Genomic DNA, 26,268 nt, shown 5'->3' with positions numbered 1-26,268 from the left:
CCTTTGAAAACAGATAGCAACGAAAGGTTGGTATCGAATTAGATGATGGTTTTATTTTGGCCCATTCTGGCAAAAGCAGTTGCTTTAGTCGATCAACTAAAATATGTTCAAAGCCAAATTATCAATTAATTTAGTGATCATAGTAAACAAATAGACTGTATCCGCAATAGGCATTTTTTTAGCCGTTTTAATAAAGAAATTCGTTGGCACAAGGTGGGTTATGACAGAGTTTGAAGCTTTTTTGAAAGAACATTCAATAACGGAAGTCGAGTCAACGTTGGCAGACATGACGGGCAACGCTCGTGGTAAATTTTATCCAACGTATAAATTCTTGGCAGAATTGTTCGGGCGTATTCCAGAGACTATTCTCGTGCAAAGTGTCACCGGTGATTGGGCTGACAATCACTACGAGTTGGTGGATGCGAGCGACCGAGACATGGAGCTTCACCCTGATCCGAACACCTTCCGATTAGTGCCTTGGGCTGATGAACCTACGGCGCAAATCATCAATGATTGTTATGATAAAAGCGGCCAGCTGCATCCTTTATCTAGTCGTACGATTCTACGTAATATTCTTGCTCTGTATGCGAAAGAAGGCATCACACCAGTGATTGCCCCAGAAGTAGAATTTTATTTGATTGATCCAAACACCGATCCAGATTATGAATTAAAACCCGCAGTAGGGCGCTCTGGCAAACGAGAGACTTCTCGTCGTTCTTACAGCATAGACGCAGTGAACGAGTTCAACCCAGTGATTGATACGCTTTACAGCTATTGCGAAGCACAGGGTTTGGATGTGGATACTTTGATCCATGAGTCTGGTGCGGCGCAGATGGAAATCAACTTTATCCATGGTGATCCGTTAGATTTGGCCGATCAGGTATTTGTCTTTAAACGTACTTTGCGTGAAGCGGCTATGAAGCATGGTATGTACGCGACGTTTATGGCCAAACCTATGCAACATGAGCCGGGCAGTGCGATGCACATTCACCAGAGTTTGGTGGACAGCAAAACAGGGAAAAACTTGTTTGATGACAACGGCAGCCCAAGTGAACTGTTTTATAACTACTTGGGTGGATTGCAAAAATACACACCAAGTGCGATCAGTTTTTTTGCCCCAAACGTCAATTCTTACCGTCGTTTCTCTCCAGATATGGCGGCACCAATCAATATGCAATGGGGATTTGATAACCGTACTGCAGGACTAAGAATTCCGTTTTCGCCACCAGAGGCGACGCGCATTGAAAATCGTTTTCCGGGTGCAGATTGCAACCCTTACTTAGGGATAGCTGCAACATTGGCGTGTGGTTATCTTGGTATTAAAGAGAAACTGCATCCTACTGAACCTGTGGAAGGTAAAAAGCCACCTTCGGAAGAAGTTGAAATCGCTCGTACTCTTGAAGAAGGTTTGCGTCTTTTGGAAGAATGCCAACCGCTTTGTGACATCATGGGCGAACATTTCGTCAAAGCCTACATGGGCGTCAAACGCAGTGAATTTGAAACCTTTAACCGAGTGATTAGTTCTTGGGAACGAGAGCACTTGTTGCTGAACGTTTGATGATTTAGGTGTGAAAGCAGCGTCAAAACAAGAAAGGCCAGATGGATTAAACATCTGGCCTTTTTATTTATCTGTATTTCAAATTGGTCTTATTTCTTTATTTGGTCTTATCTAGAGAAAAGCGCTAAGCCGCGGCTTCTTCGCGTCCAAAGTGCTTACCTAGTAGGGCATGGTAAAAGTTATGGTCGTTGAGAATGCCGACGCATTGATCTGCTTCTTCTAATACCATGAAATGGTTGGAGTGATAGCGTAACTCTACGGCATCACGCATGGCGATGTTGGCTGGAACGATAAAGACGGTATTATCTGGCACGTTGGCAAGGATGGTTTCTGGTGTCCAGCGAGCCGTTGGAATGTCGCCTCTTGGTCCTTGCACAGAAACCAGTTTACCGTTTTCTAGTTTCATTTTAATGTCTTCATTGATAACAACATGCTCGTCTTGTACTGCCAATTCAGTTAGTGGTGTCATTAGCGAGCTACCGCGTAACACGTTCAGAGGGTTGGTATGAGCAACGAACTTCTCTACGTACTCAGTAGCAGGATTTAGGACGATTTGCTCAGGAGCGTCTTCCTGAATGATTCTAGCGGATTCCATGATGGCAATCTTGGTGCCGATCTTCAGTGCTTCATCTAAATCGTGACTAACGAAAATAATGGTCTTATTTAAGCGTTTTTGCAGCTCGATCAGTTCATCTTGAAGTTGTGAACGGATTAATGGATCGAGCGCAGAGAAAGGTTCGTCCATTAGCAAAACGTCTGTGTCCATGGCAAAAGCTCTTGCCAAACCTACACGTTGGCGCATACCACCCGACAGCTCGTCTGGTTTTTTGTTTGCCCATTTGTCTAAGCTGACCATTTTTAGCTGCTCGCGTGCTTTTTTAAGACGCTCGGCTTTTGGCATGCCCTGCATCTCTAAACCAAAGGCGACGTTTTCAAGTACGGTTAACCAAGGCATTAAAGCAAAGCTTTGGAATACCATGGATACGCGACGAGTACGCATGTGACGTAGTGTTGCGTCGTCGCATTTTGCCATATCGACCATCTTGTCTCCGTCTCTTACAAGGCAACGGCCACGGGCAATTTTATTCAAACCGTTGACGGCGCGCAGTAAGGTAGATTTGCCAGATCCAGATAGTCCCATTAATACGCAGATTTCACCTTCGTTGACTTCAATGTTGGCGTTCTGCACACCAACTACGTCGCCAGTCATACCAAGGATTTGATCACGAGTATGACCTTTGTCCATAAGAGGGAGTGTTTTTGCTTTATTGTCACCGAAGACAATGTCGACGTTTTCAATTGTTACAACAGACATAAATTACCCCGCGTTCTTAGATGATGGCGACTTACAAATTCGGTCTAGCATGATGGCAACCAATACAATGGCAACACCTGCTTCAAACCCTTGGGAAATGTTTACCGTGTTCAATGCTCTGATAACCGGCTTCCCTAAGCCATCTGCTCCAACCAAGGCTGCGACAACCACCATGGATAAAGACAACATAATACATTGAGTGACACCAGCCATGATGTTTGGCATAGCAGCTGGCAGTTCAACTTTGTATAGCAATTTTGATTTTGTACAACCGAAGGCTAGGCCTGCTTCGATAAGCTCATTGGGTACTTTACTGACGCCTAAGTAGGTCAAGCGAATTGGTGCGGCAATCGCAAAAATAATGGTCGATATCAAGCCTGGTACGTAACCTAGACCAAATAGAATGAGTGTTGGAATAAGGTACACAAAGGTTGGAATCGTCTGCATCAAATCCAAAATTGGACGCAACATGGTGTATAGCCAAGGCCGATGGGCGGCCGCAATGCCAATAGGAACACCAATTAATACACTTATTGCTGTTGCCGAGACGACAAGTACTAGGGTTTGGATAGTTTCCACCCAATAACCCATATTAATAATCAGTAGTAAGGATAGGGTTATAAAAATAAGCAGGCCAATGCTGCGATGAAGAAACCAAACGCCAACTAAAATAATGGCAATAACTGCAAGCGGATGAATCGAATCAATCGCGTCGACCATTGTGACTATCATGGTTTCTAACGTTATAGAGACTAGATCAAAAAAACCGGAAGCCGCAGTAACCAGCCAATCGACAAAGTTTTCCATCCAAGCGCCAAGAGGGATTTTATTATCCGTCAGCCAATTCATATATGTGTTCTCCCGATAGTTCGATGACGCTCCCTCAACGGTGTGTTGTTAAGGGAGCCGTTATGATGTGCAAGTGATGTATTAAAGACCTAGGTGTGATTTCACCGCGCTTAGGCCGTTATCACCAGATTTAGTGGTTACACCTTTAAGCCAAGCATCAAGAACTTCAGGGTTCGCTTTTAACCATTCTTTTGCTGCGATATTGGGTTTTTTGCCTTCATCAAGAATGGCGCCCATTATTTGGTTTTCCATCGGTAAAGAGAATTTTAGGTTTGTGATGAGCTTGCCAACGTTAGGGCATGCTTGGATGTAACCTTTACGGACGTTAGTGTGTACGTCGGCACCACCGTAGTTAGGGCCAAAGTAATCATCTCCGCCAGAAAGGTATTCCATTTCAAAGTTGGCGTTCATTGGGTGTGGTGCCCAACCTAGGAAGGCAATCCATTTGTTGCGGCGGGTATTTCGGCTAACTTGAGACAACATGCCAGCTTCGCTGGATTCAACTAGTTGGAAATTGCCTAAATCAAAGGCGTTAGTATCAATCATGTCTTGGATGATGCGATTGCCGTCATTGCCAGGTTCGATACCGTAAATGCGGCCAGAAAATTCTTTGCGGTGTTTGGCAAGATCGGAAAAGTCCGTTACACCAGCATCAAAAGCGTCTTTGCTAACGGCTAGAGTGTATTTGGCACCGACTAGGTTTGCACCAAGGTCTTCAACAGTACCTGCTTTTAGGTAAGGTTCAATGTCTGCCTGCATGGTTGGCATCCAGTTGCCTAGAAAAACATCGATATCGCCATTTGCTAACGAAGTGTAAGTAACAGGAACAGATAACAATTGTGTTTTGGTTTTGTAGCCTAGACCTTCGACGATCTCGCTGGTTACTGCTGTGGTGGCGGTAATATCTGTCCAACCCACATCTGAAAAGCGAACTGTTGAACAATCTGCTGCCATGGTGAGTCCCGAAACACTTGCCATACTAATGGCTATTGCGGTCTTCTTTGCCTTATTTAACATACCCTTACCCTCTTTCTATTGAACTCAAAATCAATGAGCGAATACAGTGCCGAGTGCTGGCACTGACCGTGAACTCCTAAAACGTTGGCAGTGTTGTTTTGTAGACTGCCTAAAAAATGTAAGAAAAAAATCCGTGTGATAGCGTGTTTAAGGCTTATTCTTTAAACACGAGATCCAAATAATCTTGTATTTGAGCCGCTGATTCTTGTTTATTTATGCCGCCGGCTAATGAGCCTCGTAGCCACATCCCGTCAATCAGTGCGGCAACTGTTAGGGCGATGCGGCGGGCTTTGCTAATTTCAAATTCTTCTTTTAACACACACACAAGCGATGTTTGTAAGCGCTTAGAGTAGACATTTTGCAATCGATACAAAGAGGGCGTGTGCATGGCTGATGCCCAAAATCCCATCCAAGCTTTGACGACTTGGGGATGTGTTTGGGACTGGCTAAAACTGGCCTTTACGATGGCCATTACTTTATTTTTAGCTGATTTATTTTTCGTTTTTATGACTTCTTTGGATAACCCTTCAAAAAACTCACGAATCAGGCTTCTCATCGTTGCTTCATACAAGCCATCCTTGCCACCAAAGTAATGGTTGATGATGGCTGGAGAAACGCCTGCTTTTTTACCAATAACACTGACTGTTGCCCCCGCAAAACCATATTTATCTATGGCCTTTATTGCGGCCTCGATGAGCTGAGGTTTACGTATTTCGGGCATTCCAACTTTTGGCATTTTGGATCCTTTTTTATTAAACAGCCGTTTAATGAAAACTATACTAGGCTGATTGTGTAATTTAGGTCAACCCTTGACAATTAGGAAACTTAGTGCTCTAAAGAATCTAATTATATGATTTTAAAGGGGTAATTTGTTTTTAAAAATTTTTTGTCTTTTTTTTCAGAGGTATTCTGTCGGTATAAGATAAGAAATGAGTGTTTTTGTGCTCATATTTTACTTAATGTACTATTTTAACTTGCTCTTTTTCGTTTTTCCTATTGGCTATTATGGCTGGAATTTTCAGGCGCGATAGTGTTAATTATAAAGCTAAATTAAAGGTTGGAGTGCTATTTTATGGATGTCGGCTTTTCGGTATTTGATACCCTGATAGATAGATCGGATATGAGCAGTGATAAGTGGTCAAAATACCCTGAAAATGTCATCCCTATGTGGGTGGCGGACATGGATTTTGATTCGCCAGATTGCATTAAAGATGCTTTAAATCAACGAGTTGGAAAGGGCGTTTATGGTTACACGCATACGCCTAAAGCCTTATCAAAAGCCATTCAAACACATTTGTCTACTCGTTATGGCTGGGATATTTCTAGCGCGCATTTAGTTCATTTACCTGGACTAGTTTGCGCTTTGCATTTGAGTGTTCGTGTTTTCTCAAATGCAGGTGATGGCATCGTTGTACCTGGCCCTGTTTATTATCATTTAACGAAAGCGCCATTAACATCGGAGCGTGATTTATTAAATGTGGATATGGTCATTGATGATGGCCGTTGGGTGCCAGATATGGTGCAATTTGAAGCGGCTTGTGCCAACCCTAAAAGTAAGATGATTTTGTTATGTAATCCACATAATCCAGGAGGGACGGTTTATACCAAGGCGGAATTATTAAGTATTCACGCGTTAGCAAAAAAATACGATTTGCTGGTGGTGAGTGATGAAATTCACTGCGACTTGATCTTGGATGATTTGCCTCACGTGCCTTTTGCCAGTTTGAATAAAGACGCTGCGAATCGCACCATTACCTTAATGGCGCCAAGTAAAACCTTCAACATTGCGGGTTTGGGTTATGCTTTCGCGGTGATTGAAAACGCTGAATTGCGTCAAGCATTTAACAAAGAAAGAGCAGGCTTAATTCCATCGCCCAATATGTTAGGTCTAACTGCTGCTATTGCTGCTTATGAAGAAGGTCAAGAGTGGCACGATGAGCTGTTGGTGTATTTGAAAGGCAGCCGAGATTTGTTGGTTGAACGATTGGCTTCGACACCTCTGAAAATGGTGCATTTAGAGGCCACTTATCTTGCGTGGATAGATGCGTCAGCTTTGTCGCTCGATAATCCGTATCAATTTTTTGTTGATGCTGGTGTTGGTGTTTCCGATGGTAAAGATTTTGGTAATCCTAACTATGTTCGCCTAAACTTTGGTTGTCCCCGATCCATTCTCGACCAAGCGATGACTCGTATTGAAGAGGCACTCATAAAACACAAATTTATGTGATTTATTTGCTTTTAAAACAGTCAAATAAGTGAGATCGAGCTCAGGTTAAAGTGCATCTACAGGAGCTGTTCTTATGTTGACGTTAGCATCGAGTAATTTTGTTAGTCGCTATATCCAGCAAGCTTCTCCTGCGATTCGAGAAGATTTGCTGGAAATAATTCAAATGATGGAATTAATTGCCCCCGAGGCTGAGCTAGTCGGCGGTTTGGGCATTCCTTACTTTCAGCAGAATGCTGGTTGGCTTTATGGTGTGGCGGCACGAGAAGATCATTTGTGCGTATATTTTTCGGATCTTAGCGTACTTTACCCATTTGCTGAGCGTTTACCTCATGTTCAATTTGGGGATAATTGTTTTATTATTCACCGATTAGATGAGATCAACCTTAATGTATTAGCGGAACTTTTTGGACAGATAAAAGTTCATTTTTTACTGAATCATCGAGAACCTTCAGTACTTATTCAGTAAGCTTTATTACAGCTTTTTATTTGATATTTAAGGTTTTTTTATCCTAGGCTATTTGCTAAATGATAGATTTCACTGTCCGTATGGGTGTTTTTTTTCTGGTCTTTAGTGTGCTGCTTTTTTGGCAATGGTATTGGCCAAGAGGTGCTCTTTTGCAGTGGCGGCAACGTTGGTGTCATAACCTTTTTTTGTTAGTCATCGGTGCGGTTAGCGTTCGAGTTTTTCAGCCTTTATTGCTATCTTCTGTGGCTTTATTTAGCCCAGATTTTGGTCTTTTTTGGGTGTTGGGTTTGCCTTTTTGGGCTGTTTTTCTACTGAGTGTTCTATTGCTAGATTGCCTTATTTATTGGCAGCATCGGCTATTTCATCGTGTTCCTTTCTTGTGGTGTATTCATCGCGTTCATCACTCTGATCCTGAATTGGATGTGAGTTCTGCGATGCGTTTTCATCCCATCGAAATTGTATTGTCTCTTTGTATTAAGGCCTTAGCCGTTTGGTTATTGGGGATTCCAGTGGAAGCCGTGCTGGCGTTTGATATTTTATTGAATGCATCCGCTATGTTTAACCATACTAATGCAAGGTTGCCTGTTAATATCGAGGCATGGGTTAAGAAGCTAGTAGTTACTCCAGATATGCATCGCATACATCATTCAAGAGTGAGCCTCGAGGCGAACAGTAATTACGGATTTTTCCTGAGTATTTGGGATACGTTTTTTAAGACAAAAAGAAATATTGCCTTAGAAGGAGATGAACATTTAAAAATAGGACTGCCTGATACGGTTACGTATCAACCAAGATCGTTAAAGGAAGTATTGGTGATGCCTTTTACATTATTTAAAAAGCATCGTTAAAGACGAATAAAGAAGAAGCAGTTAGGAAAAACTATGAGTTATCACGAAGTAAATTTTATCGAAATGCGTGTTATTGGTTGTCTTATGGAAAAAGAGATTACCACGCCAGATCAATATCCTCTTAGTTTGAATGCCCTCGTAAATGCCTGTAATCAAAAGTCCAATCGTGAGCCAGTTACTCAACTGTCTGAAATAGAGGTGCAAGGCGCGGTAGATGCTTTGGTGGCTCGCGGCTTGGTGACTGAAATCAATGCATCTCATAGCCGAGTCAGTAAATATCAGCACAGGTTTTGTAATACGGAGTTTTCCGATTTGCAATTGTCGCCAGCGGAAACGGCGATTATCTGCCTGATGTTTGTTCGTGGTGCTCAAACGCCAGGAGAGCTTCGCTCACGCAGTGGTCGTTTGCATAGCTTCCAATCTCGTGACGAAGTGGAAATAGCTTTGCAGTCGCTGCAGTCGAAAACGGGTGGCCCTTATGTTTGCCTGTTACCAAGAGAGCCGGGTAAGCGCGAGCAGCGCTATCAAGAATGCTTCTGTACAGAATCAGAGCGGCCAGCTGTCTCCTTTTCTTCTGATACAAGCGATGAATACACTCAACAACTTGAAGCCAAAGTTAAAGAATTAGAAGTGCAAGTTGAAAAATTAAATGAACGCATTCATGAACTTGAAAATGCCAGTGGACTATAGTCTTCTTTGACGTCAAACTTAGCGAGATATTTGCACGACTACTGTGCTTGCTAATACTTTGTTAAAAACAGACTCGAAATGCTCATTTATAACTCATAAACTCTGCTTTCTCGTCTATTTTTGCCTCGTCTTGGTTTCGCTCGTAACGTCGTGCAAAGGTCTCTTACGTGCGTTTTTTAGTGTCGCTATTTTTAACACTAATAAGTTGTTGGCGTTAATGCTTTGATTAAGTCTATGGGGAGAATCCTATGAAGAAGGTACGCTGGGGTATTATTGGTACAGGTCAAATCGCGCATTTATTTGCCAGTGATTTTTGTCATGTCAAAGCGGGCGAACTTCGTGCGGTTGCTTCTCGTGATAAGGCATCAGCGGATGCATTTGCGGCCGAATTTGATATCGAATTGGCCTTTATTGATTACTTTTCACTGATTAATAGTCATGAAGTGGATGTTATCTATATAGCGACACCTCATGTATTTCATTACGATCTTACCAAAGCCTGTATTTTGGCGGGTAAGGCTGTATTGTGTGAAAAGCCTTTCACTATCAATGAGGTGCAATCTAAGGAGCTTTACGATTTAGCGTTAGAGCATAACGTGTTTGTCATGGAAGCCATGTGGACGCGTTTTAATCCTGTTATAGAGCAAGTTGTAGAGTGGGTTGAAGAAGGTGAAATTGGCGACCTGAACAGCATTCAGGCAAGTTTCAATTTTGTTGGGCCTACAGATCCTAATCATCGTTTGATGAATCTTGAGCTTGGCGGCGGCGCTTTATTGGATGTAGGGATTTATCCGGTGTTCTTAGCACAATTGTTTTTCGGTAAGCCGGACTTTGTTCAGAACCAAGCGGTGATTGGCGACACGGAAGTGGATCTGTTCGAGCAAATTCTATTAGGTTGGGAAAGTGGACAGCTTGCTTCTTTGGATGCGTCTTTGATCTCGTGTAATCCGAACCGTGCCATGTTATCTGGTTCTAAAGGTTATATTGAAATCGATTCAGAATGGTTCAAAGCCAAATCCTGCCGTGTTGTTAGCGCTGATAATAAAGAGCGCGCTGTGGAGTTTGATTTCCCCGGAAATGGCTACCAGTTTGAGGTAGATGAAGTGAACCGCTGCCTTGAAGAAGGTTTGATTCAAAGTCCTAATCATAGCTGGCAGAACAGTTTAGAGCTGATAGCAACGTTAGATGAGATTCGTCAAGATATAGGTTTGTTCTATCCGGGTGAAGATGGCTCTAGTGACCACCACCATCACCATGATGAAGAGGATTTACATCACCATCATCATGAACATGGTCATCATAAGCATTAATTAGAAAATAATTATCATAAAAAAAGGCTCTTTTCATCGCTGAAAAGAGCCTTTTTGTCTATGTTCTTAAACCAAAGTTCAGTTTTAGTTTAGGTGTTTGTTTAGAGTTGGCAGCAATACTTTAAACAAACGTGGTGCTGCGCAAAGTACATCGCCTTTTTCTAGGCTTGGTGAGCCATCAAAACCAGCGAATAAACAACCAGCTTCTTTTGCAATGAATAGCGGCGCTTGCATTTCCCATTCTTGAAGTTTAATGCCCCAAGCTGCATCAAGACGACCAGCTGCAACGTTAGCAAGCATCAATGCTGGGCAGTCTTGCATAACAGCACGAGCGCCTTGCTCTGCAATTTCAGTGAGCACAGCGAATTGTCCAGATAGGTAAGGCATCAAGCGATCAGTTGCAGGGAATTGTGCTGCGACAGTCACGTTTTCTAATGTACGTGCAGAGCTGCTACGGATTCGAGAGTTGTTCAGGTAGGCACCACGACCTTTACTAGCGTAAAACTCGTCTTTGGTGTGAGGGTTTAGCACAAGAGCGTGCTCCACTTTACCGGCAACTAGGTAGCTCATAGTAATAACGTTGCCCGTTAGGCCACGTGAAAATAAGTGCTGTCCTTGGATTGCATCAATGATCCATTCGCCTTCTTCGCCATTTTGAACTGTGCCTTGAAGGCGAGTTGTGATGGTGTCAGCTGGGTAGGCTTTTTCTAGGTGGTAAACAATGCTGCGTTCTGCGCCAGAGCAAACAGCTTGATAAACTTGTTCAGCGGACTGACCTTGTTCTTTATCAAAAAGCAATTTTTCTTGCGAGTGAACAATATATTCTGCAGCGGCACGAGCTGCTTTAAGTGCGACATTGATTCTAGGTTGCATAATTTACCGTCAATTATTCCGTCATTAAAATGCATATACCGTCTATAAGACGATAAGTTGCCAAATAAAGTGTTAAAGAGCGGGCTTCTCCGTTTTATCAATTGCCTTCGCAAAGGTAAGTACCTTAAGCAAAGAGCACAATAGAACCGAGTGCCTAAATAAGAGCGCGAATTCTATCGTAACAGTGCGCTTTTTGCTAGTGAAGTTTTGGTTAAAAACTGATCGGCTTGCGGCTTTATGATAAATATCTGTTAAGATACGCGCCATTGTCCGACGGCTATTATTGGTACCTCATAAAATGCAAAATAAAGTAAGAATTGTCCTTGTTAATACATCGCACCCTGGAAATATTGGTGGTGCTGCTCGTGCAATGAAAAATATGGGGCTAGCAGATCTGTATCTTGTTGCACCTAAGCAATATCCTAGTGATGAAGCGGTGAGTCGCGCTTCTGGTGCGATGGATATTTTAGATAATGCCGTTGTTGTAGATACTTTAGAAGAAGCCTTGGCTGATTGTCAGCTAGTCATCGGCACCAGTGCTCGTGAACGTAATATTCCTTGGCCTTTGGTAGATCCAAGGCAAGCAGCAGACTTGGTGTTTGATGAAGGCTTGGTGACGGCATTTGTGTTTGGTCGTGAAGACAGAGGACTCACCAACGAAGAGCTACAACGCTGTAATTATCATGTGCATATTCCTTCTGTTGAGACCTTTAGTTCCTTGAATTTGGGTGCGGCAGTACAGGTTATTGCCTATGAGTTACGCATGAAGACTCTATTGATGAAAGATGCGCCAGTGGTTGCGAGTAAATGGGATGTGCCAGCGGCCAATGTTGAGCAGATCGATTACTTGCTTGAGCATTTGGAAAAAGTCTTAGTACAGACTGAGTTTCTTGATCCTGAAATGCCAATGCAAGTGATGACACGTTTTCGTCGTTTGTTTCAGCGTTCGCGATTGGATCAGCAAGAAGTGGGCATGTTAAGAGGTATGTTGACTTCGATGGAAAAGAAAATGAAGTAATGACTAGTTCGCTTGACAGTGCTTTGCTAAAAGCATGGGTCAGCATCCAAACTGAAACAAAAAACGCTGACTTATTGCTAAGTCAGCGTTTTTTTTGAGCTAGAAGTTGGTCTTAAGCTTTACGCTCTGGACGACCTTCTTCTTGCCAGTAAGTATGGAATTTCTGACCTGGCTCTGCATCCACGCGTTCATAGGTGTGAGCGCCGAAGTAGTCGCGTTGCGCTTGTAGCAAGTTAGCAGGCAAAACTTCAGAGCGGTAGCCATCAAAGTAAGCCAATGCCGAGAAGAAAGATGGCGTTGGGATACCTGATTGCGCTGCAAGGACAACAGCTTTGCGAAGACCAGCTTGCTTGCTCGCCATGGCGTCAGCGAAATAATCGCTTAGCAATAGGTTTTCAAGCGCTGGGTTTTCGACAAAAGCATCAGCGATCTTTTGTAGGAAAGACGCTCGAATGATGCAGCCTCCGCGCCAGATTTTAGCGATGTCACTGAAGTTAAATTTCCAATCGTATTCTTTTTCAGCTGCGCGCATTAGTTGGAAGCCTTGAGCGTAAGCACAAATTTTCGCACAGTAAAGCGCTTCTTCGATTGCTTTCTCTACTTCTTCGGCTTCAATTTCGCCACTTTCTACATCTGCAACAAGTTTGCTTGCAGCAAGCTCTCGTTCACCTGTTAGTGTGCTTAGGGCACGAGCATAAACGGATTCGCTGATAATGCCAGCAGGAACACCCATTTGTGTCGCGCTGATAGATGTCCAGCGGCCAGTGCCTTTTTGGCCTGCGCTGTCTAGGATCATATCTACTAGCGGAGCGCCTGTTTTGTGGTCGTATTGCTGAAGAATGTCAGCTGAAATTTCAACAAGGTAGCTGTTTAAAACACCTTGGTTCCATTTTTCAAATAACTTACCAATTTCTTCAGGTTCGTAACCAAGCAAAGAACGTAGTAGATGATAAGCTTCACAAATAAGCTGCATGTCAGCATATTCAATGCCGTTATGAACCATTTTCACGTAATGACCTGCGCCATTTGGCCCAAGGTAAGCAGTACAAGGTTCGCCTTTAGTTACAGGTTTGCCAGGTGTGTTGCTAACGATGGGTTTGCCATTCTCGTCTACTTTAGCGGCTACGGCTTCCCACATTGGTTGTAGATATTTCCAAGAATCGGCGTCGCCGCCAGGCATAAGAGATGGGCCAAAACGCGCCCCCACTTCACCACCAGAAACAGCGGTGCCAAAGAATTTGAATTTTTCTTTGTATTCCGCTTCACGGCGAATGGTATCAGTCCATTGACTGTTTCCGCAGTCTACTACGATATCGTCTGCTTCTAGGCCAGCATCAATTAAGCTGTTGCATACGGCGTCTACAGGGCTTCCAGCAGGAACCAAAACAACAATGACGCGAGGCTTTACTAAATTTGCAAGCATGTCTTCTATGTTTGAACAGCCAATGATACGAGCTTCTGCTGATGGATCTGGGCGTTCTGCCGCTTCAGTATCTAAAACGTCTTGAACTTTATGTGCGTCAAGATCAAAACCTGCAACTCGGTAGCCATGGTCAGCTAAATTTAAGGCCAAGTTTTTACCCATGACACCCAGGCCGACAAATCCAATATTGCAGTTCTGATTCGTTTTTAACATAAATATCGATCAACCTTTTGAACAATTGGGGGAAATTGAAGAAAGAATCTTACCATGAAGCGCTATGATTCAGGACATACTAGAGGCAAGAAAAATTCAAATAATTGTGTTTTTTTGATGTTTTTTAATAGAAACCTTACATTTTAGGTGGCTTTCTCTTAGAAAATTGCGGGGCTGCATTGGTTGTTTTTTGTTGTTCTTAGAGTGGGTAATAAGTTTCTATTTAGTAGAAAGACTACAAAAAAGAAAGAAAACTACAAAAAAAATAGTGTCGATCACTTGTGCTTAGGTGTTGATTCTCGTTTCATTACACTGATTTAAAGTAATTTCTATATTTTTCATGTGGTTAGGATTTTTTGGAAAGTTTCAAAATGGTAATAAAATAACATATTGTTATAACAATATTTTTTCTTAGATTGTTTTGTTACTATGCTTTTTACAGAAAAAAACTTTCGCATAATAATAAAAATGACCAGACAATCTTTATAGTTCAGAGGATTTAGCAACATGAACTCCGCATCAGACGTAACTAGTATTCATACAAATTTAACTACGCCGCAGTTGGTTGAAAAAGCCCTGCAGAATGGCGAAGGGGTTCTTGCCGATAACGGCGCGCTTGTTGTTGAAACAGGTGCTCGTACCGGTCGATCTCCTATGGATCGTTTCATCGTTGAAGAAGCGTCCAGTAAAGATAGCATTCATTGGGGCCCTGTTAATCGCCCGTTCCCTGAAGCAAAATTTGCTCCGCTTTGGGATCGAGTTGCTGCGTATCTTGATGGCCAAGAGTCGTTTGTATCTAACATTCATGTCGGTGCGGGAGATGAATATTATTTGCCAGTGATTATGCGCACTGAAACAGCTTGGCACCAATTATTTGGTCGTAACCTGTTTATTCGTCCTGATGTATATAATCCATCAAGCAAAGGTGAGTGGCAGATTCTTAATGCGCCAAACTTTGTTTGTGAGCCTGAGCGTGATGGCACCAATTCAGATGGTTGTGTGATTCTGAACTTTGCTGAGCGCAAAGTGCTTATCGCAGGTATGCGTTACGCTGGTGAAATGAAAAAAGCCATGTTCTCCGTACAAAACTATTTGTTGCCTGCTCATGATGTATTGCCAATGCATTGTGCTGCCAACGTCGGTACAGAAGACGATGTGACTTTGTTTTTTGGATTGTCAGGTACGGGTAAAACAACTTTGTCTGCTGATCCTGAGCGCTTTTTGATTGGCGATGATGAACATGGTTGGGGTAAAGACACCGTTTTCAATATTGAAGGCGGCTGCTACGCAAAAACCATTGATCTTTCTCAAAAAAATGAGCCGATTATTTGGGATGCGATTAAATTTGGTACTATCGTTGAAAACGTTGTTCTAGATCCTGAAACACGTGTTGCTGATTATGCTGATACGTCTTTGACTCAGAATGGTCGTGCTGGTTACCCTCGTGAGCATATTGAAAAACGTGCAGCGGGCAACCGAGCTGGTGAGCCAAATGCCATTATCTTTTTAACGTGTGATTTGACAGGTGTTCTTCCTCCAGTTTCTATCTTGACGAAAGAAGCGGCGGCTTATCACTTTTTAAGTGGTTACACAGCGCTTGTTGGTTCAACAGAAATGGGCGCTGGTACGGGGATTAAATCAACCTTCTCTACTTGTTTTGGTGCGCCTTTCTTCCCTCGTTCTGCTGATGTGTACGCGGATCTTTTGATTAAGCGCATTGAGGAGTTCGGTAGCAAGGTTTATCTGGTTAATACTGGTTGGACTGGTGGTGCTCATGGTCAAGGTGGTAAGCGTTTTAGTATTCCTACTACTCGTGCGGTAATTTCTGCGATTCAATCTGGTGTTTTGGCTGATGCTGAAACCGAGCACTTGTCTGACGTTAACTTGGATGTTCCGACTCAAGTTCCTGGTGTTGATAGTGTTTTATTGAACCCTCGTAAGACATGGTCAGATCAGTCGGCTTATGAAGCTCAAGCGAAAAATTTGATTAATCAATTCGTTGAGAACTTTAAGAAGTTCGATACAGTGTCTGATGCTATTGTGAAGGCTGGCCCATCACTTTAAGCTTACTTTTACTATGTTTCTTAAAAAGGCCGTGCATTTTGTACGGCCTTTTTTGTTTTCGAATGTTTTATAATCTAGTACTTCATCCTTTAAATCGTGTAACCTCTTCTATATGTTTATTGATAGCCATTGTCATTTAGATTTTGATGTGTTTGATGAGCAACGCGATTCGTTGATGTCACGCTGCTTGGAAAATGGTGTGGCGGGTTTTTTGGTGCCTGCGACGACTGTTGCTAGCTGGTCGAAGTTGGAAATATTGATGAAGCGTTATCCTGAGTGGCGAGCTGCTTATGGTTTACACCCTTATTTTTTGTCGGAAGCTTCGTTGGATCAAATCGATTTTCTTGCTGAGCAATGTGATACACCTCGTGTGGTTGCCGTTGGTGAGATAGGATTGGATTGTTGGCCTAATGCTATTGATATGAAAGTACAGGTGGCGTTTTTCACTCGTCAGTTAAGTGTGGCTAAATCATTGAAATTACCAGTTATTTTACACGCCAGAAAAAGTTATGATTTGGTGTTTAAGTATTTGCGGGAAGTTGGTTTTAAATGCGGTGGTGTTGTTCATGCTTTTAATGGCAGCTCTGAACAAGCGAAACGTTTTTTGGACCTTGGCTTTGTGCTGGGGATTGGTGGTACGGTGACTTATCCAAGAGCACAAAAAGCGCATAGAGTATTGGCATCGCTCAGTGATAATGCATTTGTGCTTGAAACGGATTCGCCTGATATGCCGCTTTATGGTTTTCAAGGGCAACATAATACCCCTCTTTCTATTCCTCTTATTGCGCAGAGTGTGGCGCAGATAAGGGAGGAAAGTGTAGAGCAGATTGCACAGCAGACATATGATAATCTACTGAGGACTTTTCCAAGGTGGAATGAGGACTTACTTTGAATAATACACAAGATATTAACGCGCCTATTCGTATTCTTCTTTTGGGAAGTGGCACTGAAGTTGGTTCGTCTTTATTGCAGCTTTCTGAAGGCAAAGACGAATTCGAATGGTTGTGTCCTGATGAATCGCTATTACTGGATGTTAGCAGAAGAGCTGAATTAGATGCCATGCAGTTTGACGTTATTATTGATGCGTTAAGCTTGCGTTATGCGCTGCAAAATGATTATGGAAAGTTTCAGTCCTCTTTACGGTATTTGAGTGAAAAATCGAGCACGACATTAATCATGATTAGCAGTGCTAGGGTGTTTTCTGGCAATAAAGATGTGCCTTACGCTGAAATTGATGTTCCAGATAGTTCTGAGGCTTATGCAAAAGCTTTGATTGAGGCGGAGTCTATTGTGCTGAGTAACCCTAATAATATTGTGCTACGAACGGGTTGGTTATTCAGTGGTAAAGGGGATGACTTTGTTTGTAGGACGCTAGGCTTGATTCAAGATGGCGTTAATCTTGCTTATAAAGATGACTTAATTGGTAGTCCTACACCAGTGTCTGATTTGGTTCGAGTGATTTTGTCTATGGTAAATCAAGGGCATTACGGTGCTCAAAATAAAGGTGTTTACCATTATTGTTGTGCTGAAGAAATTAGTTGGATTCGATTGGTTGAGGCTATTTTGGCGACTTCCAGTCAATTCGATCCTAAAGCGCAAGTAGAAGTCGAGGCAATTGGTGATTCGTTTCCAGAGGTGCATGAAACGTTAGTTATGCAGCGGCAATCATTATCTTGTCGGAAGATATTTAATCACTTTGGGATAAAACAGCGGCCATGGCGATCAAAATTAAGAAGTTTAGTTAAGGAATTATATCAAGCTAGTTAGCTGCCAATTTTTGGTTGAGATAAATAAGTAGAATGGGAGGTGATGTGTACAAAATAAATCATAAAGCGGTCGTATTAGCTTTTATCTTTCAAATGCTTGTTGGGGGGGCTTGGTATGCTTCGGCACCTGTGTCACTTTTAGAGCGTGCAGCTTTGGTAGATATGGCGAAGCAACCTTCCGTTGGTGTGATTTTGTTGTTCGCATTTTCTTCTTTTGTGTATTTGTATTTTACGGCTTGGTTATTGCTAAGAATAAAGGGGCTATCTGGTTTTGGTCGCTTCTTTATAGTTATAGGGATATGGTTATTTATTGTTGTTCCTAATTATGTTTCTGTCTTCATTCACCTTCATCTTAGTGAATCTGATGTCTTGTATATGATGTCATATGGTGCTGCTAGCTGTGCCATAGCGGCTGTTATTTTACCACTATGGCAATCTTCTAGATCTATTTTCAAAGATTAGCGTTTTTGATTAATACAGGCTACTTTCCGGCCAAACCAACCATAAGCTTAATCCACTTATTAAAATGCTGATTACGATTTGGCCAATGATAATGAAAATACTTTGTCTGTTGCTTAATCGACCGCCTAGAGCAACGGCTATTGGCGTTATAAAGCTGCTTGCAGCAAGCATTAGCATGACGTTTAACGGAATGTCTGCTAGAACATGACTTTGTGTAATTAATCCTCCTAGTATTAGGAGAGCTGGGATACTGGTTTGGCTTTGTGTGGTTTTAGTAAAATAACTAATAGTCACATAGGCAAATAACGCTGCACCTAAAGCACCTAATAGCTGTCCTATTAATAAGCTTCCTCCAATTGATATAACCGGTGCAGCTGCGCCAGCAGTGACCATCAATCCTATTGGTAAAAGTAGTGGAGAAATGCTGCGTTCTGGCTGTGCTTTTTGATCTGCTGTTTTTTGTATTTTTTGTTGTATCAGTTGGTAAAGCAGAACGATGAATGCGCAGCTTGCTGCCCAACTAAGGCTGATGATAGGGCCTGAGTGTTTTAATACTGGGTTGAGTAGAAGATAAAACGATAGTCCAAACAATATAAAACCAGCACTGTTGCGAATTACTGGTTGTTTAATAGTGACTAAGCTAAATAGTGAAACGATGCCAATTAATACTGTTATGCTGTAATAGTCTATCGCTTGCTTTGGTGGGAAACTCAAGCCTGAATGGATCAGGCTGAGTCCGACAATAAAGCCGCCAAGGTAACCAAGATAAGACGATGCGCGTAACAATTTTCCAGCAACAATGCTGACTATTAGTGCGGCGAGAAAGGGGTAAACTGCCGTATGTAATAGCATTAAAACAGTAGAGTTACTGGCTTCTTCGTACATGATCGCTTTCCTTGGTGCTTTTTTCTGAATTGATTATTGGCGAATGCCTTCCACATAAACTTCAATTTCTGTTTTATCTGTTACGCCTGGGATGAAGTAGCTAATGCCAAAATCACTGCGCTGAATAACGGTTTTTGCTTCAAAACCTGCACGGTAACCACCCCAAGGATCTTTCCCTTCTCCAACCTTGTTAACATCAAAGCTAACCGACTTAGTTACGCCGTGTAGAGTTAGATCACCAGTTAAGGTGTTTCCTTCAAATTTGGTGCTTTTAAAGGTCAGTGTTGGGAATTGTTTAACATCTAAAAAGTCAGGGCTACGTAGGTGTTTATCACGAGCATCGTGATTGGTATCGATACTGTCTGCTTTTATCGTCAATGATGCGTTACCTGATTTTCCATCTTCGGCGTATGCAAAATTACCTTCGAATTCATTAAAGCGGCCAACAGTTGTGCTAACGCCCAAATGACCTACTTTAAATACAACACCAGAATGGGCGGGATCAATTTTGTAATCTGCTGCCATGGATAGGCTTGATACAAGCATTAATGCACTGATACTAATTATTTTCATTCTTACATTCCTTTACTAGATTCAAAGATGTGCACAGTGTAGATTGTTTTTTTTAATAAATAATCAGCGCTAAAAACAATTCAATATTAACTAAAAAGAAATGATAATAAGGGAACTTTTTATTTTTTGGGGAAGTGAATGGATAAGCTGCAAGCGATGAAGGTGTTTTGCCGTGTTTATGAGGCAGAAAGCTTTAAATTAGCGAGTGACTCTTTAGGGATTTCTCGACCTATGGTGACACGCTATATTAACTCTATTGAAGAGGAGTTAGGGACTAAGCTCTTGCAGCGTAATACTCGTAACATCAGTATCACTCATGCTGGTCGTAAATATTATCAGCATTGCATAGCGATACTTGATGCGATTGAGGAAGCTGAGAGTGAAATTGGCGATTTGACACAAAAGCCAAAAGGGCTGCTGAGGATTAGTGTGCCAATGGATTTTGGTTTATCGCACATTGTGCCTTTACTGGATAGTTTTAGTCGTTTATATCCTCAAATCGAATTGGATATAGATTTTAGTGATAAACGTATCGATATGACGGAATCTGGTGTTGATATTGCGATTAGGGGAGGGGATTTAGGAGGAGATCAATTTGTTGCTCGGCCTCTGTGCTATTCCAAAGGGTTTGTTTGTGCGTCGCCAGATTACATTTTGCAGCATGGAGAACTTCATCATATAGGAGAGCTAGAAAGTCATTCCTGCCTTTTGTATAGCAATGCGCTCGTGCCAAATCGTTGGTCGTTGATAGACGAAGCCGGTGTTTCTCAAACGGTTTCGGTTTCTGGCGCTTTTACTGCGAATAATGGTGGTGCTTTAACTCGGTTTGCCTTGGCGGGTTTGGGGGTGATTTATCAACCTGATTTTCTGGTAGCAAAGCACATTGAATCAGGTGCGCTGATCAACTTGTTGTCAAAGTATAAGGGCTACGAAATATGCTTTTATGCTATTTATCCACAACGCAAGCTAATGTCTAGAAAGACTCGATTGTTACTAGATTTTTTACAAGACAAACTGGCCAATACAAAATTTTGATAGTGTATTGGCCAGTATCTTAGATTTGAGCTTTTTGTTATTTCAAATCGCTAAACTCATTTTCTATGTTTAGATTTACAGGCATATCATAGCCAGGTAAACGAATTTCTTGATCCGTTATATTAAGCTCTTCACCGCCTAATACGTTGAATCCAAATTTGTAGATAGGAAGCGTTTCACCACGAATAGCGGATTGATTATATTCCTCAGCTGCAGCAACAACATCAGCGTTTTTCGCTTGGTAGTCGCTCATTTGCTCTGCACTGTAGCGCTTGTTTAGCATTTTCATGGTTTGAATTGGAGATAACAAAACAGCTGTTGCGTTATTTCCACCAAAACCTTTTGAGTTTAATAATGCCGCATCAAAATGGTCTTTTCCATAAACCTCGTGCTTGAGTTGGAATTTTAGGCCGTCTTGATAAACGTCATCGGCAACCGCATTGGATGTTGTGATACCGGGTAAAATGCCATCTTTCCACACGCCTAAAGATAAGTGCAACTGATCGCCACCTGCAGTACCTTGAGAGTGGCCTAGGAAAGCTTTCATTGCCACAACTGGTATATCGGTTGCACCAAAGCTAGTCGCCGCTTTGCTTAGTACGTGAGATTCAGTGATACGGTTTTGCGGTGTGCTGGTACCATGTGCTTGAATGAAAGTACGCTGCGTTAAGCCGTCATTACCTATGATATTTTGCAGGTAAGCCATGGCTTTACTCATGGTTAAATAGTTGCCAATACCTGGCGCTGAAATGGATTTTTTATGTCCATCTGCATGTGAAAATACCGCTGGGATAGCGCCAAATATTTCAGCGCCTAATTCAATGGCAAGTTCATCATCCATCAGAAGTGTCCATTGACTGGATTCTCCAATGGTAAAACCACAGTTCTGAGCAAATGGTCGGCAGCTGCGGGTATGGTCTGGTTCTTCTTGATTTGTTATCTCGTCCAGAGCAAGCAGAGCGGTATCTTCTGCTAAGGCACCCATTGTTCTGAAGCCTTCGATAATTTCGGGGGTGATCGGAGCATCACTGCCGCCAACCATTGCCACGCGAAATTTTCCACTCTTAATGCCGTCGATGGCTTTTTCTAGGTTGAAAAAATACGTTGCACAGGCACCAATTGCAGTACCGACATTGCCAACGCTGCCTAAAATGTAAGCATTTACAAAGTCTGCTGGCATTTGAGCATAACCAAGAGGCAAATGTTTCGATGTTGTGCGTTTACCCATTAGGGCGGATTTGAGCATACCGCCAAATCCTAAGTCGTCCATTTGACCAATTGAGTTGGCAGCGTAAACCGCCATTTGATCTGGAGCGACTTTGCTTCGAATGGTTTCCCAATCAATGCCGCTACTTTTAATAGCATCTGATGCACCATAGACAGTCATTTGTAGGCCGCGAGGATGATTTCGACTTTGATACAGCTTAGATGGATCAAAGCCAGTGGGTAGTTGTCCTGCAGCTTTTACAGAAAGAGGGCGAGTGTCTTTTATAAAAGTTTCTAGATTACCGTCAACAACGACTTCGCTTAGGGTGTCTGAAAGCTCTGTTACTTGCCAATTTGTAGGGCGATCATTTGGAAGAGAGCGTGTTTTGATAGTAAAGCTGAGTTTTTCTTCGCTGTGACTTGACTGTAGTGTTGTGGATTTGTGTAAAACCACATGGTCAACATCAAATAAACTAGGGTGAATACGACGAATTAAGGTGCGAGCAAGAAGAGACTCTCCGATGCTGTCAATAAGTGCGGCGGCATCTAGTGCTTCTCCACCATTAGTATACCAAAGGCCATTTTTGTGCTCGGCCATGTTGGTAATAGTGGCAAGATCGAGTAAAACATCCTGCTGGATTGAGCTTGGAAGAAGATCAAAGACAATTCGGCGATATGCTTGATGTGAAGAGGTACGACCAGCCGAATTGATTCCGCCAAAGCCAACAATAACAGGTAAACGGGCCAATTGAATTTCCTCGTTTGATGAGTGGGTGAAATATTACGGTATTGTAATGAAGGGGGTAACGCTTAGCCACCCCACATAAAGTAATTTCGTAACAATAAATTGCATTTTATTACATTTTTATCTTCTTTGAGCTTTGAATATTGTTATTGGTTATGGTTGCTCTGGTTTTGGCTGAGAGCGATTAAAGCGCCAAAGTTTGTTGTAATTGATTAAGCCTTCTATTTCTTCTACGTAGGCTTGGCCTCGTTCTGAATAGTGTTCTAAACCATGAACAAGGGCAAGACCAGTGACGACTTGTTTATCTTTTCTTAGCTGCGCACGAGAGGCTCTGAGTTTTTTGTAAGCGGCATTAGTGTTTAGGTTATCAATATAGGCAAACACAGACTCGCGGGCATCATTGAATTTTCGCACTTCATGATCGGCATCTTCGTTTCTTGATTCTGGGACTAAGCCACAGCCTTTTCTAAAGCACCATTGGCCAAAGTAGTTGTTGCCTTGCGTGGCGAAACGAGATGTTCCCCATGCAGATTCATTGGCAGATTGTGCTAAAACCAGTGAGGCTGGAATGATGTCGATGCGATTAAGTAATGCTTTTATGTCGTCTTTTGTGTAACTCTCAAGTTTTTTAAGCTTATGATTTTGACGAAGTGTAGAAATCCATTTTTTGTTTTTTGCTGATAGCTTTTTATTACTAGCAAGCAGGGCGTTCAAGCGTTCACGGTCTTTTAAAATAAGACTGTTTTTTTCATTTATAAAAGGGGTTAAGTAATCAAAGAAGGCTTTTTTACGTTCTTTGACATCTGCTATTGCAGAAAAGTCAGGAGCGTTTTTCTGAATCGGATGTGATTTAAAGTAGTTCTTTTCGTCTGATGTCGCTTCACCTGATTCATCGTATTGGGAGCTTGTTTCTGATGACTCATCCATGATGTCGTCGATATCATTTTTAAATGGGCCAGCTTTTATCCACAAAATAAATATTAGTGCAAAAGAGATAGTCCAGAGTATTTTCTTTTCCATAAATAGCCACAAGTCTCAAATATTTATATTTTTCAGTAAGCATTACAAAGCAAGCAATAGCTAACTAAAGGGGTGCGCAGATAAAAAAGTGAGCCCATTATCCTTAAAAAGAGCTCACTTTAATAGACTTTAACTCAGGCTTCTTGAATTTGCCTTAATTCCTTTTTTACTTAATTGATGTTTAAGGAAATAATTTAGCGGGCCCTATTGGAACCACTTGAGTTGGGTTGATTGTTTTGTGGCTGTAGTAATAATGTCGTTTGATGTGTTGTAGGTTTACTGTGCTTGCAATACTAGAAGTGTCGTACAGGCGCTTTAAAAAAACGTTGAGGTTTGGATAGTCTAGAATACGCTTCATATTACATTTAAAGTGCCCGAAGTAGACTGCGTCAAAGCGAATGAGCGTTGTAAAAAGACGCCAGTCTGCTTCGGTTTGCTCTTCTCCTAATAAATAAGTGCGAGTCGTTAATCTTTCTTCTAAAAACTCCAAAGTATCGAAAAGTGGCGTTAGAGCCTCTTCGTAAGCTTCTTGAGTCGTTGCAAAGCCGCACTTGTAGACACCATTATTGACTGTATTGTAAATGCGTTCATTTAGTTGATCTATTTCTTCTGCTTTATCATTTGGATAAAAATCTAAGTTGTTATGAGTTATTTCATTAAATGCACGATTAAAAATACGGATGATTTCTGAAGATTCGTTGGAGACAATAGTATGGCGTTCTTTGTCCCATAGAATAGGTACAGTGACTCTGCCGCTGTAATCTGGCTTGGCTTTGGTATAAAGCTGATGGGCAAAATCAAAATGGTGTAATGGATCTCCTATACTAATGTTGGGATCTATAAAGTTATCGTCTTGCTTGAATTCCCAGCCATTATCAAGCATATCGGGATGAACACAGCTAATGCTAATGATGTTTTCTAGTTGTTTTAATTTAATAAAAATCAGTGCGCGATGTGCCCAAGGGCAGGCAAGAGAGACGTACAGGTGGTAGCGGCCAGTTTGAGCAGGGAAATGGTTCGGGTTGTTTTGATCGTATTCGTGTTTGGGATAGATCCAGTTTCTGAACACGGATTCGCTGCGTACAAATTTTCCGTTGTTCGCTTTGGTGTCATACCACTGATCGGTCCACTGCCCATCTACAAGTAATCCCATTGTGTTTTCCTTTTGGTTTAGAATTCACGTTATTATTAATGAAATTGAATCGTTTTCGGGGCAATATATTGGTCGTATTTAATCGAATGATTCGATGGGTTTGATATTTTTATGTCTGAACGTTTAGGTTCACTGTTAGTTCCATGCTGCATTTTACTAGTGAGTGTTTATGCTAGTTTGTATGTTGGCTTGTTGCCACCTTTGTGGTTTAGCCTGTTACCGTTACTTCCCCTTATTTTTGCTGGTATCGCAATTTTACTCGCTTGGCATTTTAATAAAGGTCGAGTGTTAATCCTTGTGTTGCTACTTTTGATTCCAAAGCTTTATGGTGATTCAGACCAAGCTGCATCATTGACTGCTTATTTGGTTGTCTCTTGTTTTTGTATTGCTTTATTGGGCTTTGTGCCTGAGCGAGGTTTTTTTAATCGTTTTGCGGTTAATCGAATCCTCTTCGTGTTGATGCTACTTTGCTGGTGTTATGCCATTGAACGAAGCTGGGTGTCTTTTGCTTTTTTAGATTATGCTTTTTTAAGTAGCAGTGTAAGTTGGTCGACTGTTTTATTGTGGAGTGTCTTGATTGTCAGTGCCTTGGCAATTGGTCTGGCTTGGTGGCTAAGCGGTGACACCTTTCGAGCAAGCGGTCTGATAAGTATTGTCAGTTTACTGATTATCAGTCATTTTGTTTCCTCAAGTAATCAGTTTGATGCTTTATTGTCAGCACAGTTTTTATTGTGGATTTGGTTTTTGCTGATGGAAAGTCATCGCATGGCTTATTTAGATGATATGACTAAATTACCTGGTAGGCGTGCTTTGAATGAGCAGCTTGTCGGACTGTCTAAGCACTATGCAATTGCCATGGTCGATGTAGATCATTTTAAAAAGTTTAACGACACTTATGGGCATGACATGGGCGATAAAGTGCTTAAAAGTGTTGCCTCTCAGTTGAAGCAGTTTTCGAGCCCAGGAAAGGCGTTTCGTTTCGGTGGTGAAGAATTTACTATTGTGTTTCGAGGTAAGTGCCTTACTGAGGTTGAAGGTGTCCTAGAATTGATTCGAGAAAGTATCGAAGACGCTTTGGTTGAGGTGTTTGATCCTAAAAAGAAACAAGAGATAGGGGTGAATGTTACAGCCAGTGTTGGTGTGGCTTTTGCTACTATTGGTGAATCTCCAGATTCAGTCCTAAAGAGAGCGGATGAAGCCTTGTATCAGTCTAAAAAGAAAGGAAGGAACCGCGTTTCCAAATCTCCATCTCCAAAAAACGTCTAAATCTTTAAAAAACTGATCGATCGGTCAGTTTTTTTGCTCTCATCTATTGCACTGTAAAATCAGCTGTCTATAATCCTTATATAGATTTTATAAAAGACTGTATTTATTTGTTTGAATCATCTGATTCAATTTCTAGAAGTGTTAATACTTAGAAGTTAGTAGAGTCTTTTCGGTTTACTGTACAAGTAACCAACGATGGTAATTGCCATCGATCAAGAACATTGATGTACGCTGAATTTTTATTGGTTTTGCGTCTCAATTACAGCGCCAACGTGGTGTAGCAGTT

At 41.8% G+C, this 26,268-nt stretch carries 24 protein-coding genes; 13 read left to right on the top strand and 11 right to left on the bottom strand.

The window, feature by feature from the left end; translation table 11 throughout:
• Positions 1 to 220: 220 nt before the first annotated feature.
• Positions 221 to 1,558 carry a glutamine synthetase family protein gene (locus KPL72_RS09230; protein ID WP_012071185.1) on the top strand — a complete coding sequence of 446 codons (1,338 nt, stop codon included), beginning with the start codon at positions 221 to 223 and terminating at the stop codon, positions 1,556 to 1,558.
• Between the two features lie 124 nt (positions 1,559 to 1,682).
• Here the strand turns inward: KPL72_RS09230 and choV are convergent, their stop codons facing one another.
• From choV to betI, 4 genes are all read right to left on the bottom strand, one after another.
• The gene (gene choV / locus KPL72_RS09225; RefSeq protein ID WP_212916227.1) at positions 1,683 to 2,873 is read right to left on the bottom strand and encodes a choline ABC transporter ATP-binding protein; all 1,191 of its coding nucleotides are present in this window, start codon (positions 2,871 to 2,873) and stop codon (positions 1,683 to 1,685) included.
• A 3-nt stretch (positions 2,874 to 2,876) separates the two neighbouring features.
• Positions 2,877 to 3,722, bottom strand: coding sequence for a choline ABC transporter permease subunit (gene choW, locus KPL72_RS09220; protein WP_212916226.1), 846 nt, complete (start codon positions 3,720 to 3,722; stop codon positions 2,877 to 2,879).
• An 81-nt stretch (positions 3,723 to 3,803) separates the two neighbouring features.
• Positions 3,804 to 4,739 carry a choline ABC transporter substrate-binding protein gene (locus KPL72_RS09215; protein ID WP_219702540.1) on the bottom strand — a complete coding sequence of 312 codons (936 nt, stop codon included), beginning with the start codon at positions 4,737 to 4,739 and terminating at the stop codon, positions 3,804 to 3,806.
• Positions 4,740 to 4,893: 154 nt separating this feature from the next.
• A complete protein-coding gene (betI, locus tag KPL72_RS09210) occupies positions 4,894 to 5,475 on the bottom strand; it encodes a transcriptional regulator BetI (protein ID WP_219702539.1) in 582 nt (193 codons plus the stop codon).
• A 336-nt stretch (positions 5,476 to 5,811) separates the two neighbouring features.
• On the opposite strand from betI, the gene KPL72_RS09205 reads away from it, so the two are divergent.
• The 5 genes from KPL72_RS09205 to KPL72_RS09185 all read left to right on the top strand — a co-directional run bounded on the left by KPL72_RS09205 (position 5,812) and on the right by KPL72_RS09185 (position 10,280).
• Positions 5,812 to 6,966 (top strand): MalY/PatB family protein, encoded by a 1,155-nt coding sequence (locus tag KPL72_RS09205; RefSeq protein ID WP_219702538.1) that lies wholly within the window; start codon positions 5,812 to 5,814, stop codon positions 6,964 to 6,966.
• Between the two features lie 73 nt (positions 6,967 to 7,039).
• Positions 7,040 to 7,432 carry a DUF1801 domain-containing protein gene (locus KPL72_RS09200; protein ID WP_212916222.1) on the top strand — a complete coding sequence of 131 codons (393 nt, stop codon included), beginning with the start codon at positions 7,040 to 7,042 and terminating at the stop codon, positions 7,430 to 7,432.
• A 59-nt stretch (positions 7,433 to 7,491) separates the two neighbouring features.
• The gene (locus KPL72_RS09195) at positions 7,492 to 8,280 is read left to right on the top strand and encodes a sterol desaturase family protein (RefSeq protein ID WP_219702537.1); all 789 of its coding nucleotides are present in this window, start codon (positions 7,492 to 7,494) and stop codon (positions 8,278 to 8,280) included.
• 33 nt (positions 8,281 to 8,313) lie between these two features.
• Positions 8,314 to 8,970: a YceH family protein gene (locus KPL72_RS09190; protein ID WP_219702536.1), complete on the top strand. Its 657-nt coding sequence runs from the start codon at positions 8,314 to 8,316 to the stop codon at positions 8,968 to 8,970.
• Between the two features lie 248 nt (positions 8,971 to 9,218).
• On the top strand, positions 9,219 to 10,280 hold the full coding sequence (locus KPL72_RS09185; protein ID WP_212916219.1) for a Gfo/Idh/MocA family protein: 1,062 nt from the start codon (positions 9,219 to 9,221) through the stop codon (positions 10,278 to 10,280).
• Positions 10,281 to 10,364: 84 nt separating this feature from the next.
• Here the strand turns inward: KPL72_RS09185 and KPL72_RS09180 are convergent, their stop codons facing one another.
• Complete coding sequence (locus KPL72_RS09180) at positions 10,365 to 11,153, bottom strand: inositol monophosphatase family protein (RefSeq protein WP_212916218.1); 789 nt, start codon at positions 11,151 to 11,153, stop codon at positions 10,365 to 10,367.
• 298 nt (positions 11,154 to 11,451) lie between these two features.
• Between KPL72_RS09180 and KPL72_RS09175 the strand changes: the two genes are divergently transcribed.
• A complete protein-coding gene (locus KPL72_RS09175) occupies positions 11,452 to 12,171 on the top strand; it encodes an RNA methyltransferase (protein WP_219702535.1) in 720 nt (239 codons plus the stop codon).
• A 112-nt stretch (positions 12,172 to 12,283) separates the two neighbouring features.
• On the opposite strand, the gene gndA is transcribed toward KPL72_RS09175, so the two are convergent.
• The gene (gndA, locus tag KPL72_RS09170; protein WP_219702534.1) at positions 12,284 to 13,807 is read right to left on the bottom strand and encodes an NADP-dependent phosphogluconate dehydrogenase; all 1,524 of its coding nucleotides are present in this window, start codon (positions 13,805 to 13,807) and stop codon (positions 12,284 to 12,286) included.
• Positions 13,808 to 14,314: 507 nt separating this feature from the next.
• Here gndA and KPL72_RS09165 point away from each other — a divergent pair.
• The 4 genes from KPL72_RS09165 (at position 14,315) to KPL72_RS09150 (ending at position 18,099) form a co-directional block, all read left to right on the top strand.
• Complete coding sequence (locus tag KPL72_RS09165) at positions 14,315 to 15,871, top strand: phosphoenolpyruvate carboxykinase (protein WP_212916215.1); 1,557 nt, start codon at positions 14,315 to 14,317, stop codon at positions 15,869 to 15,871.
• Positions 15,872 to 15,983: 112 nt separating this feature from the next.
• Positions 15,984 to 16,763 (top strand): TatD family hydrolase, encoded by a 780-nt coding sequence (locus tag KPL72_RS09160; RefSeq protein ID WP_219702533.1) that lies wholly within the window; start codon positions 15,984 to 15,986, stop codon positions 16,761 to 16,763.
• Positions 16,760 to 17,638: an SDR family oxidoreductase gene (locus tag KPL72_RS09155; RefSeq protein ID WP_219702532.1), complete on the top strand. Its 879-nt coding sequence runs from the start codon at positions 16,760 to 16,762 to the stop codon at positions 17,636 to 17,638. The genes KPL72_RS09160 and KPL72_RS09155 overlap by 4 nt, the downstream gene beginning before the upstream one ends.
• A gap of 44 nt (positions 17,639 to 17,682) precedes the next feature.
• Positions 17,683 to 18,099: a hypothetical protein gene (locus KPL72_RS09150; RefSeq protein WP_212916212.1), complete on the top strand. Its 417-nt coding sequence runs from the start codon at positions 17,683 to 17,685 to the stop codon at positions 18,097 to 18,099.
• Between the two features lie 9 nt (positions 18,100 to 18,108).
• On the opposite strand, the gene KPL72_RS09145 is transcribed toward KPL72_RS09150, so the two are convergent.
• Both KPL72_RS09145 and KPL72_RS09140 read right to left on the bottom strand, forming a co-directional pair.
• The gene (locus KPL72_RS09145) at positions 18,109 to 18,984 is read right to left on the bottom strand and encodes a hypothetical protein (protein ID WP_219702531.1); all 876 of its coding nucleotides are present in this window, start codon (positions 18,982 to 18,984) and stop codon (positions 18,109 to 18,111) included.
• Positions 18,985 to 19,017: 33 nt separating this feature from the next.
• Positions 19,018 to 19,557: a YceI family protein gene (locus tag KPL72_RS09140; protein ID WP_219702530.1), complete on the bottom strand. Its 540-nt coding sequence runs from the start codon at positions 19,555 to 19,557 to the stop codon at positions 19,018 to 19,020.
• A gap of 138 nt (positions 19,558 to 19,695) precedes the next feature.
• Between KPL72_RS09140 and KPL72_RS09135 the strand changes: the two genes are divergently transcribed.
• Complete coding sequence (locus KPL72_RS09135; protein WP_212916209.1) at positions 19,696 to 20,592, top strand: LysR family transcriptional regulator; 897 nt, start codon at positions 19,696 to 19,698, stop codon at positions 20,590 to 20,592.
• Positions 20,593 to 20,629: 37 nt separating this feature from the next.
• On the opposite strand, the gene KPL72_RS09130 is transcribed toward KPL72_RS09135, so the two are convergent.
• The 3 genes from KPL72_RS09130 to KPL72_RS09120 form a co-directional block, all read right to left on the bottom strand.
• Positions 20,630 to 22,546 (bottom strand): beta-ketoacyl synthase, encoded by a 1,917-nt coding sequence (locus KPL72_RS09130; RefSeq protein ID WP_219702529.1) that lies wholly within the window; start codon positions 22,544 to 22,546, stop codon positions 20,630 to 20,632.
• A 150-nt stretch (positions 22,547 to 22,696) separates the two neighbouring features.
• On the bottom strand, positions 22,697 to 23,563 hold the full coding sequence (locus tag KPL72_RS09125; RefSeq protein WP_212916207.1) for a glucosaminidase domain-containing protein: 867 nt from the start codon (positions 23,561 to 23,563) through the stop codon (positions 22,697 to 22,699).
• 181 nt (positions 23,564 to 23,744) lie between these two features.
• A complete protein-coding gene (locus KPL72_RS09120; RefSeq protein ID WP_219702528.1) occupies positions 23,745 to 24,716 on the bottom strand; it encodes a glutathione S-transferase family protein in 972 nt (323 codons plus the stop codon).
• A gap of 111 nt (positions 24,717 to 24,827) precedes the next feature.
• Here KPL72_RS09120 and KPL72_RS09115 point away from each other — a divergent pair, with 111 nt between their 5' ends.
• Complete coding sequence (locus tag KPL72_RS09115; protein WP_219702527.1) at positions 24,828 to 25,982, top strand: GGDEF domain-containing protein; 1,155 nt, start codon at positions 24,828 to 24,830, stop codon at positions 25,980 to 25,982.
• Positions 25,983 to 26,268 lie beyond the last annotated feature (286 nt).

It is taken from the genome of Marinomonas lutimaris (assembly GCF_019426345.1).
Taxonomy (GTDB): domain Bacteria; phylum Pseudomonadota; class Gammaproteobacteria; order Pseudomonadales; family Marinomonadaceae; genus Marinomonas; species Marinomonas lutimaris.
Note: the sequence above shows the minus strand (reverse complement) of the source record. Positions and strands in the feature narration are given on the sequence as shown.

Excerpts from the sequence above, each read along its gene's own strand:
- KPL72_RS09115 (WP_219702527.1), top strand. The coding sequence starts at position 24,828 with ATGTCTGAACGTTTAGGTTCACTGTTAGTTCCATGCTGCATTTTACTA.
- betI (WP_219702539.1), bottom strand. The coding sequence starts at position 5,475 with ATGCCAAAAGTTGGAATGCCCGAAATACGTAAACCTCAGCTCATCGAG.
- gndA (WP_219702534.1), bottom strand. The coding sequence starts at position 13,807 with ATGTTAAAAACGAATCAGAACTGCAATATTGGATTTGTCGGCCTGGGT.
- KPL72_RS09180 (WP_212916218.1), bottom strand. The coding sequence starts at position 11,153 with ATGCAACCTAGAATCAATGTCGCACTTAAAGCAGCTCGTGCCGCTGCA.
- choW (WP_212916226.1), bottom strand. The coding sequence starts at position 3,722 with ATGAATTGGCTGACGGATAATAAAATCCCTCTTGGCGCTTGGATGGAA.
- KPL72_RS09120 (WP_219702528.1), bottom strand. The coding sequence starts at position 24,716 with ATGGGATTACTTGTAGATGGGCAGTGGACCGATCAGTGGTATGACACC.
- KPL72_RS09195 (WP_219702537.1), top strand. The coding sequence starts at position 7,492 with ATGATAGATTTCACTGTCCGTATGGGTGTTTTTTTTCTGGTCTTTAGT.
- KPL72_RS09230 (WP_012071185.1), top strand. The coding sequence starts at position 221 with ATGACAGAGTTTGAAGCTTTTTTGAAAGAACATTCAATAACGGAAGTC.
- KPL72_RS09135 (WP_212916209.1), top strand. The coding sequence starts at position 19,696 with ATGGATAAGCTGCAAGCGATGAAGGTGTTTTGCCGTGTTTATGAGGCA.
- KPL72_RS09215 (WP_219702540.1), bottom strand. The coding sequence starts at position 4,739 with ATGTTAAATAAGGCAAAGAAGACCGCAATAGCCATTAGTATGGCAAGT.
- KPL72_RS09125 (WP_212916207.1), bottom strand. The coding sequence starts at position 23,563 with ATGGAAAAGAAAATACTCTGGACTATCTCTTTTGCACTAATATTTATT.
- KPL72_RS09190 (WP_219702536.1), top strand. The coding sequence starts at position 8,314 with ATGAGTTATCACGAAGTAAATTTTATCGAAATGCGTGTTATTGGTTGT.
- KPL72_RS09160 (WP_219702533.1), top strand. The coding sequence starts at position 15,984 with ATGTTTATTGATAGCCATTGTCATTTAGATTTTGATGTGTTTGATGAG.
- KPL72_RS09205 (WP_219702538.1), top strand. The coding sequence starts at position 5,812 with ATGGATGTCGGCTTTTCGGTATTTGATACCCTGATAGATAGATCGGAT.
- KPL72_RS09185 (WP_212916219.1), top strand. The coding sequence starts at position 9,219 with ATGAAGAAGGTACGCTGGGGTATTATTGGTACAGGTCAAATCGCGCAT.
- KPL72_RS09175 (WP_219702535.1), top strand. The coding sequence starts at position 11,452 with ATGCAAAATAAAGTAAGAATTGTCCTTGTTAATACATCGCACCCTGGA.
- KPL72_RS09140 (WP_219702530.1), bottom strand. The coding sequence starts at position 19,557 with ATGAAAATAATTAGTATCAGTGCATTAATGCTTGTATCAAGCCTATCC.
- KPL72_RS09165 (WP_212916215.1), top strand. The coding sequence starts at position 14,315 with ATGAACTCCGCATCAGACGTAACTAGTATTCATACAAATTTAACTACG.
- KPL72_RS09145 (WP_219702531.1), bottom strand. The coding sequence starts at position 18,984 with ATGTACGAAGAAGCCAGTAACTCTACTGTTTTAATGCTATTACATACG.
- KPL72_RS09200 (WP_212916222.1), top strand. The coding sequence starts at position 7,040 with ATGTTGACGTTAGCATCGAGTAATTTTGTTAGTCGCTATATCCAGCAA.
- choV (WP_212916227.1), bottom strand. The coding sequence starts at position 2,873 with ATGTCTGTTGTAACAATTGAAAACGTCGACATTGTCTTCGGTGACAAT.